The sequence below is a fragment of the Corallococcus sp. NCSPR001 genome (genome assembly GCF_017309135.1).
In the GTDB taxonomy this organism is placed as follows: Bacteria; Myxococcota; Myxococcia; order Myxococcales; family Myxococcaceae; genus Corallococcus.
Map to the genome: position 1 here is coordinate 7,253,405 of NZ_JAFIMS010000002.1, position 14,856 is coordinate 7,268,260.

Sequence of the window (14,856 nt, forward strand, 5' to 3'; positions counted from 1 at the left end):
GCCCTCAGGCCGCGGGATTCTTCGACGCGTCGCCCGAGGGGGGAGCAGCCCCCTCGGGTGCGGCGGAGTCCCCAGCGGCGGGAGCTTCGGAGGCGGCGGCGCCACCCTCGCGCTGCTCCAGCTTCGCGCCCCCGGCCTCCGCAGCCTTGAGGAACTCGTCGTACTCCGACTTACGGGCGGCGGCCTTCGCCTCGGCTTCCGCGGAGCCCTTCTCGGCGGCGGCGCGGCCCGCGCGGATGGCCCGGGCGCTCAGCAGGATGCCGCACACGAAGGCCACGATGCGCAACGCCGACGCGAGGCTCCAGCCCGAGGTGAGGCCGTCCATGCCGTCGCGCACGAAGTTGAGCGCGATGACGAACACGCCGCCGGACAGCGCGGCCCCCACGGCGGTGGTCCACGTGCGCAGCGCGACGATGCGCGCGGCGCCGTAGCAGAGCGCCGGCAACACCGCGAGCACCCACAGGTTCTCCAGCACCACCGCCACCGGGATGCGCAGGAAGTCGGACGGCAGCGCGTTCACCCGCGCGTGCAGGCGCAGCACCAGCGACACGCTGAGCATCGCGCCCACCACCAGCGACAGGAATCCCAGTCCGACGATGAACTGGAAGCGCCGGACGCGGACGCGCAGGGGTTCGAGGACACCAGGCTTGGAGCTCACGGCCCGAAAGCCTATCGCACTCTCACCCTTCGTCCTCTTCCCCGACAGCCGAGTCCCCCGCCGACCGAGGAGGCGGGCCGTCGCCGTAGAAGACCTCCTCCATCACCAGCCCCTGGGGCGGCGCGGTGGCCCCGGCCAGCTTGCGCTCCCGCGAGGCCAGTACCTGGGCCACCCAGGCCTCGGGGCGGCGGCCCTTGCCCACCTCCACCAGCGTGCCCACCAGGTTGCGCACCATGTGCTTGAGGAACGCCGTGCCCTCCACCACGAAGGCCACCGTGTCGCCGGAAGCGCCCTCCACGCGCATCTGCCTGATTTCGCGCACCGCGTGCTTCGCCTGGCAGTCCGCGGCACGGAACGCGGAGAAGTCGTGCCGCCCCACGAGCGCCTGCGCCGCGCGGCGCATGGCCTCCACGTTCAGCGGGGCGAACAGCTCCCAGTGCGTCGTGCGCAACAGCGGTGAGCGCGTGCGCCGGTTGCTCACCCGGTAGCGGTAGCGCTTGCCCCGAGACCAGCGGCGCGGGTCGAACTCCGCCGCCACCTCCTCCGCCGCCACCACCGCGATGTCCGGCGGGAGGATGCTGTTGAGGCCCATGGTGTAGGCCTTCATCGGCAGCACTCGCGACGTGTCGAAGCAGGCCACCTGCCCCGTCGCGTGCACGCCCGCGTCGGTGCGGCCCGCGGAGGCCACGAACACGCGTTCTTCGCCCAGCAGCTTCTGGAGCGCGCCCTGGAGCGTGGACTGGATGGACGGGCCATTGGGCTGCACCTGCCAGCCCACGTACCGGGTGCCTTCGTATTCGAGCGTCAGCTTCAGCCGGGGCATGGGGGTGAGAGAAGGCGCGCGGTTCAACGCGACTTCAGCCATCCCTCCAGCACGTCCGCCGCGAGCTTCGCCAGGGAGACGTTCGCCTTGCGCGCCTGGGACTCCAGCTTCTCGTACAGCGCGGGGTCCAGGGTCAGCGCGAGCAGGCGCGGCTCCGTGCCGGGGAGGTCGTCCAGGCGCATGGCCTCCGTGGGCGGGCCGTCCACGTTCGCCACCACCTCCGCCACCTCCAGCGCCATCTCCGACGTGGGCGCGGAGGACTGGCGCGTGGACAGGCGCTTCAGCTCCTGCGGGCGCTCGTCCTCGAAGAGCTGCTTGACGAAGTTGGCCAGGTGCAGCGGCGAGGGCGTGAAGTCGTAGGACTCCAGGAAGGCGTCCAGGTCGCGCTGCATGTCCAGCGCCGTCTGGTAGCGGCGCTCGCGGTCGCGGGCGAGCGCGCGCATCAGGATGGCCTCCACGCGCTCCGGCAGGTCCTCGCGGAAGTACGACGGCGCGTAGATCTTCGCCTCGGTGATGCTGCGCATGACGGCGACGTCGGACTCGCCGGTGAAGAGCTTGAAGCCGGTGAGCCACTCGTAGAGGACGGTGCCCAGCGAGAAGATGTCGCTGCGGCAGTCCAGCGGCCGGCCCAGGCACTGCTCCGGGGACAGGTAGCTGAGCTTGCCCTTGATTTCGCCCGACCGCGTCTCCTCCACCTGGTTGGCGGCCTTGGCGATGCCGAAGTCCAGCACCTTCACCGAGCCGTCGAACGCGACGACGATGTTCTCCGGCGTCACGTCGCGGTGGACGATGTTGAGCGGGTTGCCGTAGCGGTCCTTCTTCTGGTGCGCGTAGTGCAGGCCCGCGCAGACGCAGGAGGCGATCTTCAGCGCGTACACCATGGGGAAGGGAATCCCCAGGGACTCGGCCTTGGGCACGACGCGGCGCATGTCGCGGCCGGACACGTACTCCATGGCGATGAAGTAGCTGTCGACGATCTTCCCCAGGTCGTGGATCTGCACGATGTTGGGGTGATTGAGCTGGGCGGCCAGCCGCGCCTCGTTGAGGAACATCTTCACGAAGGCCGCGTGCTTGGACAGATGCGGACGGATGCGCTTGATGACGATGGGCGTCTCGTCACCGCTGGCATCCAACTGGTGCGCGAGGAAGATCTCCGCCATGCCCCCCACGGCGATCCGATCGATGAGCCGGTAGTTGCCGAAGCGGAACGCATCGCGCGGGGGCGAGGAGGCGGCGGGAGCCATGGAAGCAATCTAGCCGCGCCCTACCCGGCGGCGCTAACGAAGTTGGACGACGTGCACCTTGAGTGCCGGTTCCTCCCCCGGAGGTGTTGGAAAGTCGAGCCCCGAGGGACCGAGCGACCCCACTGTCTTCCCCGCCCTGCCCGCCCGCGTCACGCCCTCCAGCACCATGGCTTCGAACCGGCGTGACGGCAGTCCCGCCAGGTTGCAACAGGCGACCAGCCGGCCCCTGGGCGCCACCACCTTCGCGGCGGCCTCGGCCAGCCGGGCGTAGTCGCGAGCGGCGGAGAAGCGCGTCGTCTTGGTGGTGGAGAACGACGGAGGGTCCGCGATCACGACATCGAAGGACTCCCCCTTCTTCGCGAGCCTCCCGAGCCAATCGAAGACATCGCCAGCCACGTAGTCATAGCGATCCACGGATTGGCCGTTGAGGCGCGCGTTCTCCTCGCCCCACTCCAGGACGCGGCGGCTGGCGTCCATGTTGAGCACGCGCTTCGCGCCCCCGGCGGTCGCCGCGACGCCGAAGGCGCAGGTGTACGCGAAGAGGTTGAGGACGGTGAGGCCGGAGGCCTGGGCCTGGAGCCACGCGCGGGTGTCGCGCATGTCCAGGTAGAGGCCCACGGAGAGGCCCTGTCCGGGGCGGATGTGGAAGGACAGGCCGTTCTCCTTCGCGACGAAGTCCTCCACGGGTTCGCCCCGCGCGGCGGACTCCGGAGCGAGCGCGTCCTTCGCCACGTTGGCGAGCACGCGCGCCTCACGGGGACGGCGCTTCAGGTAGACGCTGCGGGGCGTCCAGGCGGCGACGGCGGCGTCGAGCAGCGTCGTCTCCTCCGCATCGGTCAGGTCGCGGTAGAGGCTGACCACGACGACGTCGCCGAAGAGGTCCGCGGTCACGTCGGGCACGCCGTCCGCGGCGCCGTTCAGCAGGCGGAAGGCGGAGGTGGCGGGGTCCGAGAGCAGCGGACCCCGGCGGGCGCGGGAGGCGCGCAGCAGGTCCACGAGGCGGGGAGGCAGGGCACTCACGCGCCCCTTCTACCCTACGAACCCAGCCGTGCGCGGGACCAGACGCGGGAGAGCGCGGCGGCGGCGTCGCGGGACAGGTCCACGAAGTCGCTGCCCAAGAGCTGTCCTTCACGGACGCAGACGCGGCCATCCACGATGGTCCACGCCACGCGGGCGGCGGTGAGCTGCCCCAGGAGGAAGGGCGAGTAGCCCGTCTCCGGGTCCGCGGCGGGGATGGCGTCGTAGACGACGAGGTCCGCGATGCTGCCCTCGTCCACCCCGCCCGACGGCTTGCCGTACAGACGGGTGCACAGCTCCGCGGGGCCGCTGACGAACAGGTGCGCCAGCGAGTCATCCAGGTCCGGCATGCGCCCGGAGCGCGCCAGGGACAGCATGCTGACGAGCGCCCCGGCCAGCTCCTCCTGGAGGCTGCCATGGCCGCCAGTGCCCAGGCCCACGAGGTGGAGGCTGGACAGCGCGCCGTCGGCGGACTCGGCCGCGCGGTCCATGGAGCGGGTGGCGCGGGGCGTGAGGGCGATGAAGGTGCCGGAGGCGGCGAGCCGCTCGGACTCGGAGCGCTCCACGGCGCGCGGGTAGCCGGCGATGGCGTGGGGGCCCAGCAGGCCCAGCGCATCCAGGCGGGGGACGACGCGGCTGCCGTGCGTGGCGTAGGTGGTGGAGAGGTCGTCCTCGTTCTCCGCCAGGTGGAACACGACGGGCGCGCTCAGCTCCGCGCGCAGCCCCGCGATGCGGGCCAGAAGCGGATCCTCGCAGGTGTAGGACGCGTGGAAGCCGAGCGCGCCACGGACGCGAGGGTGTTCGCGGTAACGGCGGACGAAGTCGGCGTTGGCGTCCGCCTGGGCGTTGGCCACGTCCGCGCCGTCCAGGCTGTGCGTGGAGTGGGACGTGACGAGGCGGATGCCCAGCGCGTTCGCGGCGCGGGCCTGGGCCTCCAGGGCGCCGGCGACGTCCGCGGGGCACGACAGGTGGTCCACGACGAGGGAGACGCCGTCGAGCAGCGCGCGGGCGGCGGCGAAGCGGGTCAGGACCTCCACGTCCTCGGCGGTGAGGAGGTTGGCCACCGAGCGCATGCGCTCCAGGCGCGAGCGGGGCTGGCGCAGGAGGAAGTCGCCATTGGGCGGCAGGAGCTGCCCGTTGACCATGTGCGAGTGACAGTCCACGAGCCCGGGGGCGACGAGGCGGCCTCGACAGGCCACCTCCCAGTCACCGGGGAGCACGGGCACCTCGGCGTCCGGGGCGACGCGGCGGATGATGCCCTCTTCGACCACGACGGCCATGCCGTGGCGGACGCGACCGTCCGCACGGAACACGGCGCAGTTCTTCAGAAGCAGTCGGCCTTCCATGGACCTTCCCGTTTTAGCACGGGGTGGGTGGAGGATGAACCCCGTCTCCTATCTGGAGTCTCCGAGAGGCGGATCCATGCAGGGATTCCTCCCAGTGACTCACTGAAACGAGATGGGGGCCCGGCGCTCGAGCGCGAATTCCACCAGGTCCTGGAGGCTCTCCACCAGGAACCCGCCACTCAGGGCGAGGAACGACTCGAACGCGTTTCGAGGCACGAGTCCCATGGAGCCCGCTTCGCTTCGTTGCCACTCCGACGCGAAAGCGACCGGTGGGCGCGCCTGCATCTCCCTGGCGATGACCGCCAGTTCCTCGCGCAACCGCTCGCATTCGGGGACGGACCACTCGCCATCACAATCCGAGTGCACGATGAACACAGGAAATCGCGAACCCAGCTTCCCCGCCTCCAGCTCGCGAGTGACGTAATCGCGTAACGCGTTGAAGTCCGAATACCCCCCGACCGCGACCTCCTCCAAATCCTCATCATCTTCATGGACAACAAGACACAGACCCACGCTGACTCCCTCCTCTCGTCAATCCGAATAGAGACCGTGCACGTCACCGGAACGACACCAGGGTCAACGGAGCCATGGCGGAAATCAATCCCACCGCAGGCTGACTCCACCGTCCGCGTTCACGGTGGCGACTCCTCGCAATCCGAGCAGCGGATTCACGAACGCACGGGTTTCCAACTGGACCTTGCTGCCATCCGTGAACTCAAGGTCAACAGACAACTCCCCGTCCGCGTCCGCGCGTCCCTGACAGACGACACGGCCATGAACCGGAACCTTCTCAAAGGCACATTGCTCACCGGGAATCCGAGCCGTCAGGACACGCAGTTCCCTTCCAGTTTCATTCACGAGCACAATTCGTGTTCTTCCCATCACATAGATGGCAAGCGCGGGAATCGCCAAGAGGATCAGCAAGCCTGCCGCCAGAGTCCACACCCAGGTCCTGTTGATGGCCCACCTCTTCCGGATCATAAGAGGGTGTTGTCGAACCCTCAAGCAGGAGCCAGTCGGCGTAGTAGGAGCGCTGTCAGGGCCAGCCAGATGAAGGCCTCGATGGAAGCGGTCTTCTGCTCATAGTCTTTGCTGAGGCGGCGAAAGAGGTTGAGCCAGCCAAAGGTACGTTCCACGCCCCAGCGGCGCCTCACCACCATGAAGCCACGAGGAAGCGGGGGCGGATCAATCTCAGGAGGCAGGCCGTACCAACGCTGCCTCCCCTCGTTGGGGCGCCAGCCGACATCCACATCCCAGCCGAACTTCTCCTCCAGCCAGCACTTGGCCTGGCCCGCATAGCCCGAGTCCACCCAAAGCTTCCGCATACGTGGGAAGTCTTCCTTGGATTTGCTGCCCAGCAGTAACTGCGGGCCGTCCCTATCCTGGACATTCGCTGGATGGACGAGCAGCGCGTGAACGAGGCCCTCGGTATCTACCAACAGGTGACGCTTACGGCCCTTCACCTTCTTGCCACCGTCATACCCGGCGGGCCCCCTTTTCCGTCGTCTTCACGGTCTGACTGTCCAGTACGCCAGCACTGGGATAGGGGTCGCGCCCTAACCGGCGGCGTGTTTCCGCGCGCAAGGCCGCGTGGATGCGCTCCATGAGCCCGGCGTCACGCCAATGTCGGAAGCAGCTGTACACCGTGTCCCACGGCGGAAAGTCGTGCGGCAATATCCTCCAGGAGATGGCTCCACACGTGACGTACAGGAGGGCATCGAGAATGCGCCGACGTGGGTGTAGGGGCGTGTCCGGCCGCCCCGTCGGTAGAAGTCCTCCAGCAACGGCTCAACCAGCCGCCACTGCGCGTCCGTGAGGTCCGATGGGTAGCTCTTCGCCATCTCCTCACGGTGCTCACCGCGCCGAGGTTCGACAACACCCTCTTACTCCTACAGCTGTAGTTCGGAAGACTCCGCAGGCTTCCTCCTGTGAGAACCTCGTTAATCCTGCTGATCGTTCCACGTCCAGCGCGCATCCCTCCTCAGGAAAAACGGCCCATCATGAGCAATCACCATAGTCCAATTCAGTTCCCCATCAGACACAGCACGCCAGTCAAATCTCGGCTCTCGAACAGCGGCTCTTACGACCGCAGCGACCTCAGCCGTAGGCGGCGGTCGCACAGCCCTGAATTCGAACACAGGCAAACACAAGCCCAACAATAAAATATACGAACCAGCATCCTGCCTTGAATATATCACCTCAGCCTTCAGAGCACGAGGCACATGTACCGGAAGAGACAACACCGCTTCGCGAACCCTGGTTTCCAATGGGACACCCGGCAGAAATGCCTGCCGCCAGGACTCATGCAACGCAGCAGATCGTTCTGAGGAAAGTCGCATCACATCAGGAACAATCCCCTTCAAACCTGCCTCAACATCTTGAGCAGCAGCCAACCAATCCATTCAAGCCCACCAAGCAATGGCGATCAATATGCATCCGTCGGCTCAAAACCCACAGGAAGCAACCAGTCTTCGGGCGCGAGGAAATCCTTCCACTCATCAACCGTCAACGGCGTTCCGACCAGGAAGGGAATCCAAAGCCGAAGACCGTAATCAATCCAGACATGACCAGCCGGACCATCCTCTGCAGGGTGATAATGATCGCCACGAGAGTCCTTATCAAATCGAGCTCGTTCCCCTCGACACCCAGCGATTTCGCGGCTCAGCCTCTTCGCGGAGTTCGCACTTGCGGCCATATCCGGCAAATCCCCAGCATGCCTTGAATACTCCAGAACTTCATCTACCGTTTCCTTCCAAAGTATTTTACGCCGCTTATTTGGAATCAGCTCGAAGATCTTCACAAGCTCTTTCCGCATCCGCTTGCTCAGGTAACGACTTGGCCCCAACCCCGTTTCATCTTTGAAGGCAAGAGGGTTATCAAGCGCGTATACGTAAGACGGAAGGCCGACTGCCAGTATCGAAACCACTGGTTCGGGTTGCAAGTACAAGCCGCTCGCTGGGTCGTAGTACCGATTCCAGTTCTCGAACAGGTCTGTTTCCGCGTCGTGGTACTGACCGGGGAAGCTAAGCGGAATCCAGAAGGCCTGGGCTCCCGTCTGATACCGCTGGTACTCGTACCCCTCGACCGCGACGCCCTGGTAGCTCGTCAGACCACTGGCGTTCGAAGCAAAGCTCACCGACAGGTTGCCGTTGGACGGAGTCACCCAGACCGTGGTGACGCGTCCCCGGCGCTCCCCCGACTGGCTGTCAAGGACGCTACTCGTGTCCGGGTCCACCAACCGTACGAAGTCCACTCCCGGCTCCGTGTCCACCACGTGGTAGCGCGCGCGCATCCGTACTTGTACGGACGTCGTCTCCTTCGGCTGGGAGAAGGATGCCAACGTCGTGGATGTAGTGTGCGCGTAAGGATGGGCCGTCTCCGCGTGGTAGCTCACCCGGTTCACGTGCCCGAAGGGGCCCGTGTCCGCGGCCCCTGTCACCCGTCGCGACGCATCCAACATCACCACCGGCTTGCCGATGTGGTCCGTCACCGGGAAGTACACGCCGCACGCCACCGACTCCCCGTCACGGGAGCAATCGCCCGCGCCGTCGGGCTGACGCGCCCAGGCCGCGCTGAACTTCCCACGCACCAGCGCCACAGGACGTCCCGCCAGCCACACGTAGTCGTCCAGGGTAAAGTGGCCAATCGGCGTGCTCAGCCCATTGTTCCCCCGGTCCGTCAGCAACCGGTTCGACACCGAGTGGAAGTACTCGTCCGTCGTCCCGTAGGGGTTCGACTTCAGTCGCCTCCGACCCAGCGCGTCGTAGAAGTAGTTGTAGTACGCGCCGTTGACGTTGACGGCTCGGAACACCGTCTCCGTGGCCACGCCCACCGTCTGTCCATACTCGAAGCCCAGCGTGTACACGGGGCCACCCGACATGCTCGCCGCCCACCGCTTCTGCGTCACCCGGCCGTCCGCGTCATGCGCCAAGCTGTACTTCAGCAGACTCCCCGCCGAGGAAGATCCCCATCCGGTCAGCTGATCTACCGCCGGCGCCGTCCCGGAAGTCAGGTCGTAGATGAACCCGTCCTCCTCGAGTTGGGTCCGGTTGCCACGGCCGTCGTACTGATAGGTCCGTGACTCGAAGGCCCCGCCCGTCGCCGCGAAATTACCCGTCGGCCGCTGAGCCCCCACCAGCCGCAGCGTGCGGTCATACGCATACGTCTCTGTTCGAGGCGTCGTCGCACCCAGCAGGCACGTGTCCAACCGCGCCACTTGGTCTCCGTTCCACGTATACCCACGCTGATAGATGTCGCCGTTTCCCGAACCCGGTGAGAACGAGCCGGACGACACCCGTAGCGAGCGCGGGCGCCCCGTCATGTCTCCGGAGGAGAGGTTCGGAGCAGCCGTCGAGCACGCAGCGGGCGCCACTGACGTGTTGTCACCCAGCATGAACTCCATGGCGCTGCTGTTCGACGTCGCCGGGTGGTTCATCTGGTAGCCACGCAGGCCGCCGTATGGCTCCCAGGTGATGCCTTCGATAACCCGCGTATCCGTGTAGCCCGTCGTCCCGAAGAGCCGAACGTCGATGGCCTGGGTCCGGTCCAGCTTCGCTCCCGTCCCGTAGACGTAGGTAACCACGCGTCCATGCGGGTACGTCACGGTCTCGATGTTGCCATTCGCCGTATACGTATAGAACGTGTGTGGATGGGAATTCACCGTGCCCGACGAGCAACTTGTCTCGCCCTCACGCAGCCGGATTTCGCCCGTCACCCGACCCAAAGCATCGTACTGGTACCAGGTGCGCCCGAAGGAGTCGTGGCGGTAGCGCAACCGCCCGGCTGTCTTCGTCGGCTGCGGGCAACTCGAGGGAGGCACGCTGGTCGCGTCGCCAGAATCATTCACGTCATACGACAGGGCGAAGAGGTTCTCCGCTCCCGTGGCGGGCGTATTGTAATGCCGCACGGAGCGCAGGAGCCGCCCCAACAGGTCATAGTCATACGAAAGCCACTCCCACGACTCCCGCATCTCCGGCGTCTCCTTCGCCGTCACCTGGCCCCGAGCGTCATAGGCATAGCGGGTGACTCCCGCGCCCCCAGCGCCGTCGCTCGTATGGGGCAGCGACACCGTCACCAGGCTTCCGAAGTCGTCGTAGCCGTAGGTGGACGCCGGCACCGACACACTGCACGTCGAGCAGTCATTCGACCCTGACGCCACCGCGCAACCTGCCCGCACGGAGGTGACGTTGTTCTGCACGTCGTGCGTGAAACACGTGCGCTGGTTGCTGCTGGACGTGGGGAACTCATCCACCTTGGTGAGCCGGTCCAGCCGGTCATAGCCCATCGCGGTGCACAGGGTCGAAACTGGCGAGCCGTCCGGATTCACGCCACCGCAGACCGCGGGCGGCGCATTGGAGGGGAAGCCCAGCCCCGTCAGATTGCCGTTGCCGTCAAACACCCGTGCAGTCTGGACGGGCGACGGCGAGGTACCCATTCCCTCATAGGTCGGATGCTTCCGGACGTCCGCCGCGTACGTCTTCACCCGGCGCGTCTGCGCGGTGCTCCCCGTCCACGTCTGGAACGTTTCGGACTTGAGCGTCTCGTCCGGCCAGTAGGTGTAGTTCACCCGCTCCGACCAGGAAGAGCCCGCCGCGTCCGCGGCCGTCGCCTTCCACTGCAGCAGCTTCGTGAGCGTGCCACCCGAGCAGCCCGATGTCGTTCCGCTTCGATAGCAGAAGACGTCGTGGTTGCCCTGGGGATGCTTGATGGCCTTGAGCCGTCCCTGGTCGTAAATCAGCTCCGTCGTGGTGGTCGTCGTGCCATCCACCACGCTCTGCTTCGCGAGCAGGTCCTGGTTGAACTCCCGCGTGAGGATCACGCCGTTGGAGTCCTGGATGCGCGTGGCATTTCCGAAGTAGTCATACTCCAGATATTGCGTATCCAGGGACGTGCTCCCACCACAACCACCCGGGAACACCGACTCCTTCTTGAGCTTGTTCCGGCGGTTCTCCACATCCGTGCGCGGCCAGTACTCATACTTCGTCACCGGGAACGGCGTCGTGGACGGACAGTCCGTGAGGGTGGAGACATCCGCGACGGTCGCGTCGACCAGGCAAGGCCCATGTACCTCCAGCACCCGGCCCTGCGAGTCCTCAGGCCCCACGCCGCCGCACTGGTTCGCCCGGAAGTTGAAGACCGCCACACGGCGCTTCTCCACCTGCCAGTTACCCGAGCTGTCCCGAACCTGTGTCCATCCCGTGCGGAAGGTCGCATTCAACCGGTTTGTCACCGAGTCGTAGACGTACTGCGTGCGCGCCTTCGGGTCCGTCGTTCCCGTGGGCGCCAGCACACTCTCTTCTTCCTTGCGCTCGAGCAACTGCTCGAAGGCCCGCAGCGTGCGTCCAGCCCCGCCGTAGGTATACGCATACTTGAGTGTCGCCAGGCCTCCCGTTCCACTCAGCGACGACGCGCCTTCGGTGATTTGCGTCAGCGCCTTGATGTGGCTCAGTGGCACCCCTTGACCTTCCGGGACACCCGCGCCCGCGTCAGGTCTCTCATGGTTGTAGAGCGTCCAGCTGTCGCGCAGATCCTTATGCCCCTTGGGCATCGCGGGCTTGAGTTGGCTATTGGAGGGAGGGCACTCATATTCCCAGATTTCCGTGCCAGGAACGACTCCCGGGCACGAGGGACCATCACACCGCTCCGCACGGCTGTAGAGCCGCCATGTCGCGGCGGAGTCATGCGCCGCCTCCGAAATGAAACGGGATGTAAAGGTCGTCGTTCCTGTAGCGCCCGTACCCAGCCCTGCCAGCGAGTCCGCGAAATCACGAGCAGGCTTTTCGCTTCCTCCCCGGAACACGGCGCATGCTGACGGCGTGACAAAATCCGTGACGTCCGTAATAACATAATCATGCCCGTCAGCCTCATCGCGCAGCGCGTTGAGGTTGCTCCTGCCAAACGTATGCTTCGCGATCAGAGCACCATTTTCATAGACGTCATAATTGGAAATAGGAACGGTGTTACTTCCTGGCGAGTAGACGTACTGCCGACTCTGGCCTGATTGGGGATAAACGACCCCAGAAAGCTCGTTGCGGTTGGGCACATAGGAATACTCAACCAACCGCCGCTCCGAGACCCCACCATCGGAGGAGTCTTCGATGGTGATGTAACTCAGGACGCAGACGAGCTTCCCGTCGAAAGACCCCTTGACCTTGGTGTAGTAGAAGTGAATCTTCGCACCATCCCGCGTGGTGATGGTGCGAAGATACGGAACACCCGGTTCGGTGCCTGCGGCGCCTGTGGGACAGCCCATGTCCACGGGGACTCCCCCGTCCAGCTCCATGGGCTGGGCATACTCAAGCAATGCGCGCGGAATGTCCGATCCCCCGTCCGGCGCATAAAGGCTGTCTTCAATCCGGCTCAAAAAATAGTGACGGAAGCCCGCATCCGCTTGCGGATGCACCCAGACCGAATCGTAGACATAGCGCCCGCTTCCCTCCCGGAAGAAAACGAACTCCTGGGGCCAGCCCCCATCGGATGTATCTTGCCAGAGCTGATCGCGATTGCCTGCATTATTCTCGTTCTCGAACCACTTGCCAGAAGGCGCTGGCTTCGAACTCAGAACCATCTTGTTGAGGTGCCCGTCGACGTCACGGATGTTGACCTCTGTCGAGACAGGCGAGAGCTTGTAGATGGAACTATAGAAGTTGTGCCACCAATTAAGGGACGCCCCCTGTCGGTGGGGTCCGAACGGGCGACCCATCTTATCCTCAGCTAGGAATCCAGCATAATTACCGGGCGTACTAGAAAGACTCGAATACCCGTATGAGCCGACCTTCGGGACATACATCCGGATGAACGGGAGGCTGCCCTGACTGAGCGGCAGCTCGAAGTCCACTTCTCGGAAGTAGTTGTAGCCATCTCCGACGCTGACAGGATCGCCGAAGAAGCCAGGGCCCCCAGGTGCGCGGGGGGCCTGTGGCCCGGATTCGCTGGGATCGCCTTGCGTGCCGTCACAACGGGGAATGATGTTCGCAGGGCAGTATTGAGCATGGGCCGCGGATGCACCCGAAACAGCGATGAGCAGCGTGAGTCGAATCAGCATTCTCATGGGACGCCTTCCATGGAAAAGAGGCGGGTGACCTTGCGGCCCACGATCCGCCAAACGTTCTCATCGTCTTGAAAGTAGAGTTCCCGGGCCGTGGTACCGAACTGGGCCCGGGCACTGAGTCCTTCTCTCAGACGAAACCTGTGAAGAACTCGAGGAGGCCGCTCCGCGGACGTTCGCTCCTTGAGCAGGACATCCGCCCCATCGCGCTCCACGAAGACCAGGCTCTTGCCGTCTGGAGAAAAGACAGGCTCGTTCAGGTCTCCGGAGGCCAGCGGCCCCGAGGCAGGCTGTCCTTCGCGCATCAAGTGAAGGGACTTGATGTTCGGATTACACGGCGTGTGGACGTAGACCAGGTCTCCATCGGGACGGAAGGAAGGTCGCAGATGGCACCCGGGCTCGTCCGTGAGCGCCTTGAGCTCGGTGCCGTCCATTCGCACGCGATACAACTGCGCGTTCGCCCGCTGCTCGTGCTGTCCGGGAGGCCCGCCCTTCTTGGGATGGTGCGCGAAGTAGACCCATTGGCCATCGGGACTAACAGCCGGGTCCGCATGGAAACCCCGCTCGTTCCCGATCCGGACAGGAGGAGACTTCGTCCTCCAATCCCACCGGTACATCAGGTCATTGTGCGCCGCCTCTTCATACGCCGTGTAGACGACGTACTGCCCATCCGGGGACACCGTCAGGCTGTTGGCACCAAAAGACGCAGGAATCTGGATGCGTTCAGGTTTGCCAGTGGAGGCGTCCAAGGCGATCCAGCCCCCTGCATAACCAAAGACAAGGTAGCGCGGAGAGGACGCACGGGGGGCTGCTGGTGGCGCAGCCACCAGGAGGACCATCAAGAGATGTGCAAGCATTGGACGGGCCTATCGCTCCTGTGCGGGGCGCACCGACCACCCCTTCGGCGGTATGCAGAAGGAGGCACCCGCATTCGGATGGACCGAAACGCATTGCCAGTCCACGGGGCAATCCGCCGCCGCCTGGCATTGCCTGGAGCAGATCAACCCCAGGTCTGGGGCGGGCTGGGTATGCAGACACAGGCCCGAGCGACAGGCGGACGCACCTTGCGCGGCACAGTCCTCTCCCACTTCCTTTGTCGCCGCGGCAGCCAGGGTTTGCCGGTGCTCGCCGAAGACCGTCCCGGAAGGTGCCGCGACCTCCTCCACAGCACCAACTGGAGGTCTCGACTCATTGCATGCCAACAGCAGGCCCCCTCCCGCCAGCGCGCCCCATACCCATGACCGGAAAGACAATCGCCCCTCACTCTTGGAAGAGTCCACGTCCGGGTAATGACGCCCGGGAATATCCATACCCTATCTTTTGTCGAGAACCCGCCACAAGTCACAACATTGCATTTCAGTGGCCGCCGAAATTGACGTCCCCATCAATACGCGCCGTACTGTTGCGTGTGTCTATTCTGCCCTGGGTTGTCCTGGACTGATTCCTCTCAAAGCGCGCAGTCATTCAGAGCACAAGCCGAGCGAACTCGAAGAGGATTCAGCCCACCGCGAAAACAAGCACAGCCATAACCGACCGGCGCGACATGGTCTGACACGACCTCGAACACGGCGCAGGCCTCCGGATCATTCGCCAGGTACCGAGCGGGAGCATTCCGCTCGACCCGTCCATCTTCCGGGACATGCAAGTGTGACCGCCCCTACGACGAATCGCCCAACCTGGCAGGCAGGCAGCCCGGGTCCTGGGCTCCTGGAGACCCGGTA

9 protein-coding genes and 1 pseudogene are annotated in these 14,856 nt (G+C 65.0%); all 10 read right to left on the minus strand.

Annotated elements, in window-relative coordinates; all coding sequences use genetic code 11:
* Nucleotides 1-4 precede the first annotated feature (4 nt).
* Complete coding sequence (locus tag JYJ93_RS30925) at nt 5-658, minus strand: hypothetical protein (protein WP_206798156.1); 654 nt, start codon at nt 656-658, stop codon at nt 5-7.
* 22 nt (nt 659-680) lie between these two features.
* Nucleotides 681-1,481, minus strand: coding sequence for a tRNA pseudouridine(38-40) synthase TruA (gene truA / locus JYJ93_RS30930; RefSeq protein ID WP_206800545.1), 801 nt, complete (start codon nt 1,479-1,481; stop codon nt 681-683).
* Nucleotides 1,482-1,504: 23 nt separating this feature from the next.
* Complete coding sequence (locus JYJ93_RS30935; protein WP_206798157.1) at nt 1,505-2,725, minus strand: serine/threonine-protein kinase; 1,221 nt, start codon at nt 2,723-2,725, stop codon at nt 1,505-1,507.
* 33 nt (nt 2,726-2,758) lie between these two features.
* Nucleotides 2,759-3,745: a class I SAM-dependent rRNA methyltransferase gene (locus JYJ93_RS30940; protein ID WP_206798158.1), complete on the minus strand. Its 987-nt coding sequence runs from the start codon at nt 3,743-3,745 to the stop codon at nt 2,759-2,761.
* Between the two features lie 14 nt (nt 3,746-3,759).
* Entirely contained in the window at nt 3,760-5,088 is a 1,329-nt protein-coding gene (locus JYJ93_RS30945) for an amidohydrolase family protein (RefSeq protein WP_206798159.1), read from the minus strand.
* Nucleotides 5,089-5,187: 99 nt separating this feature from the next.
* A complete protein-coding gene (locus JYJ93_RS30950; protein WP_206798160.1) occupies nt 5,188-5,601 on the minus strand; it encodes an Imm70 family immunity protein in 414 nt (137 codons plus the stop codon).
* An 84-nt stretch (nt 5,602-5,685) separates the two neighbouring features.
* Nucleotides 5,686-6,012 (minus strand): hypothetical protein, encoded by a 327-nt coding sequence (locus JYJ93_RS30955; protein WP_206798161.1) that lies wholly within the window; start codon nt 6,010-6,012, stop codon nt 5,686-5,688.
* A 77-nt stretch (nt 6,013-6,089) separates the two neighbouring features.
* Nucleotides 6,090-6,929: pseudogene (locus JYJ93_RS30960) on the minus strand (IS5 family transposase).
* Nucleotides 6,930-7,513: 584 nt separating this feature from the next.
* Nucleotides 7,514-13,138: an RHS repeat-associated core domain-containing protein gene (locus JYJ93_RS30965; protein ID WP_206798162.1), complete on the minus strand. Its 5,625-nt coding sequence runs from the start codon at nt 13,136-13,138 to the stop codon at nt 7,514-7,516.
* Nucleotides 13,135-13,992: a PD40 domain-containing protein gene (locus JYJ93_RS30970; protein WP_206798163.1), complete on the minus strand. Its 858-nt coding sequence runs from the start codon at nt 13,990-13,992 to the stop codon at nt 13,135-13,137. Before JYJ93_RS30970 ends, JYJ93_RS30965 begins: the two co-directional genes overlap by 4 nt.
* Nucleotides 13,993-14,856: the final 864 nt, after the last annotated feature.

Bases quoted from the DNA above. Each gene is read 5' to 3' on its own strand.
- JYJ93_RS30935 (WP_206798157.1), bottom strand. From the start codon at position 2,725: ATGGCTCCCGCCGCCTCCTCGCCCCCGCGCGATGCGTTCCGCTTCGGC.
- JYJ93_RS30945 (WP_206798159.1), bottom strand. From the start codon at position 5,088: ATGGAAGGCCGACTGCTTCTGAAGAACTGCGCCGTGTTCCGTGCGGAC.
- JYJ93_RS30965 (WP_206798162.1), bottom strand. From the start codon at position 13,138: ATGAGAATGCTGATTCGACTCACGCTGCTCATCGCTGTTTCGGGTGCA.
- truA (WP_206800545.1), bottom strand. From the start codon at position 1,481: ATGCCCCGGCTGAAGCTGACGCTCGAATACGAAGGCACCCGGTACGTG.
- JYJ93_RS30970 (WP_206798163.1), bottom strand. From the start codon at position 13,992: ATGCTTGCACATCTCTTGATGGTCCTCCTGGTGGCTGCGCCACCAGCA.